The organism is Clostridium cavendishii DSM 21758 (genome assembly GCF_900141845.1).
GTDB classification, from domain to species: Bacteria; Bacillota; Clostridia; order Clostridiales; family Clostridiaceae; genus Clostridium_AG; species Clostridium_AG cavendishii.
Window position 1 is genome coordinate 1 of the sequence record NZ_FQZB01000043.1, and the last position, 2864, is coordinate 2864.

General features: G+C 24.0%; 2 protein-coding genes. Both read right to left on the reverse strand.

Annotation, left to right across the window (positions count from 1 at the left end; translation table 11 throughout):
• Positions 1-890, reverse strand: an 890-nt coding sequence (locus tag BUB01_RS22510; protein ID WP_200802934.1) for a condensation domain-containing protein, incomplete at its 3' end; no start/stop codon positions are given.
• Between the two features lie 213 nt (positions 891-1103).
• A partial coding sequence (locus BUB01_RS22515) for a condensation domain-containing protein (RefSeq protein ID WP_242958471.1) occupies positions 1104-2864 on the reverse strand: 1761 nt, incomplete at its 5' end.

Sequence of the window (2864 nt, forward strand, 5' to 3'; positions counted from 1 at the left end):
TCAGAATAGGTTAGCTCTATATCCTCATACACTAAAGCTATATTATTTGGTGTTTTTTCTACTTGCTTTTCAAATAACTCCTTAATAGTTTTATTCCTTGGATACTTTACTGTTGTATTATTAAATTCATTTATTAATTTCCCTTTATGACTTAAAGGTAATATTTCAATATCTAACAAAGAAATTTGAATGTTATTAATAACTTGGTGAAAAATATTTATATAGATTTCACCAAACAATTCAATAATTTCTTTTCTAAATAACTTATTATTATATATTATTTCTATATTTATGGCGGAATCAATGTTTTCGAAAATAAAAGTTATCTCTCTATTATTAGATTCTAATATATAATCTAGCACATCACTATTATGAATATTTTTCATTATAATATTAATAGGTATAGTTTCTACTATATTATCTATTAATTTTTCTTTTACTAAATTATCCAAAGGATATATTTGATGTTTATATGATTTTAATAAATTATTTTTTGTGTTTATTAATACGTCTTTAAATATCATATTATCATCAGTATTAAACCTAACTGGTAGAACTTTATTTGCACCTATATTACTATTATCTTTAAAATAAACAGGAACTCCTACTAAAAACTCTTTTTCATTTGTATATTTAAAAAATTGAATATTTAATATTGTTAATAAATAAGTATATATTGCAATATCATTATCTAAAGTTACCTCCTTTAATTTAATATAACTTTCTTTATCTATATTAAATTTAAAACTTTCCAATTGTATATCAGAACTTTTAGGATAATCAGTATATATAGATACCCCCTTAATATCTTGTGATAACAAATCAATCCAATAATCTTTTGCTACTTTTGTTCTTGATATTGAATCTATTATCTCTTTAGAATACTCCATTAACTCACTCCCCTTTTAAGGCATCACTTAATATAATGTTATATTTTTTTGGTTTTAAATATTTAATTTTTAAAATTTGAGAAACTAGTTGTCCCAATTATAAAAAAACAATATATTATAATTAAAATTCTACATTTAATTAAATAGTTGTAACAAAGATAATTTAAATGTAATTTTAAAGTTACATTGTAAAAATCATTTTACAATATATATCTAAAAGTTAAACTCAAAATCATGAATAGAATTATCAATTTGCTGTTTAATATTATCATCTACTACTTTAAATTCATTCTCACTTAATATTGAAATATCTTTTAATTTAATATATTTATTTTTACATATACTATAAACAATGTTTTTAAAATATTTAATAATTTTATTTATTGTTTCTTTTCTATATAATTTTGTTGAATATTCTAAATTTAAATATATGTCATTTTCCCCTTCTATGGCTGTTATTGTTATATCAAACTTACTCACATTATTATGCAAGTTATATGGTTTTATTTTCAATCCTTCTAATTCTAGTAAATTCATTTCCATATTTTGCATTATAAACATAACATCAAATAATGGATTCCTACTTACATCTCTTCTAACATTTAATTTTTCTACAATATCTTCAAATTGATAATCTTGGTTTTCATACGCATTAAGTGATTTTTCTTTTATTATATTTAAATATTCTTCATAGCTATCTTCTAAATTAATGTTACTTCTTATTGCTAAGGTATTTACAAACATACCTATTACATTTTGAAGATCCACATGTTGTCTACCAGCTATCGGTGTTCCTACAATTATATCTTCTTGTCCACTGCATTTTGATAGAAGTATCTTAAATACAGAAAGTAAAACCATATACATTGTACTTTCAGTTTCTCTTGCGATTTCCTTTAGTCCTTTAGTTTCTTTTTTTCCTATAGTAAAATCAATACTATCTCCTTCAAAATCTTGAACTAATGGTCTAGTATAATCAGTAGGCATATTTAGTACTGGTATCTCTCCTTCAAATTCTTTTAACCAATACTCTTCTTGCTTTTTAAAACCTTCTCTTTGCTGCATCTTATTTTGCCATTCACTATAATCTTTATATTGAATTTTTAACTCTCCTTGTTCTTTTCCTCCATAGATTTCTCCAAACTCTCTTGTTAGAATTCCCATAGATGTACCATCTGAGATTATATGATGCATGTCAAATACAAGTATGTGTTTTTCTTCTTCTAATTTAATCAAACCTACTCTTAATAATGGTGCTTTACTTAAGTCAAAAAATTTTATAAAATTACTTATTTTTTCTTTTATCTCAGCTTCATCTTTTACTTCTATTTCTTCTATTTTAAATTCCACAGATTGTATTTTATTCACTTTTTGAATTATATTGCCATTAATGGTCTTAAAACTTGTTCTTAAAGTTTCATGTCTTTCAATTAATTTCAAGAAAGTTCTATCTAATTTTTCTCTATCAAGCTTTCCTTCTATCTCTATAGCACCTGGAATGTTATATGCTGTGCTTTTTTTATCAAATTCTTGTAACATATAAATTCTTCTTTGTGCTGAGGATGCTAAATAGTACTCTTTTTCCACTACCTTCTCTATTGATTCAAAAACACTTCTTTCCTTTGACATAATATACTGACTTATTATTTTTATAGTTCCTGAGGTTACTAATTCTCTAAGTGGTACTTCTACATTAAATTCTTTATGAATTTTTCCAATTAATATTGTTGCATTTAATGAATGTCCTCCAAGCTCAAAGAAGTTATCGTTTATTCCTATATTCTTTACAGCTAATACTTCTTCCCATATCTTTACCAAAGCTTCTTCTGTTTCATTTCTTGGTGCCTCGTATACTGAACCTGTTATAATATTTTCTTCTACATTTGGCAATGATTTTCTATCTAACTTTCCATTAGAATTTAAAGGCATATTTTCTAACTTCATAAAATACGAAGGAATCATATACTCAGGAAG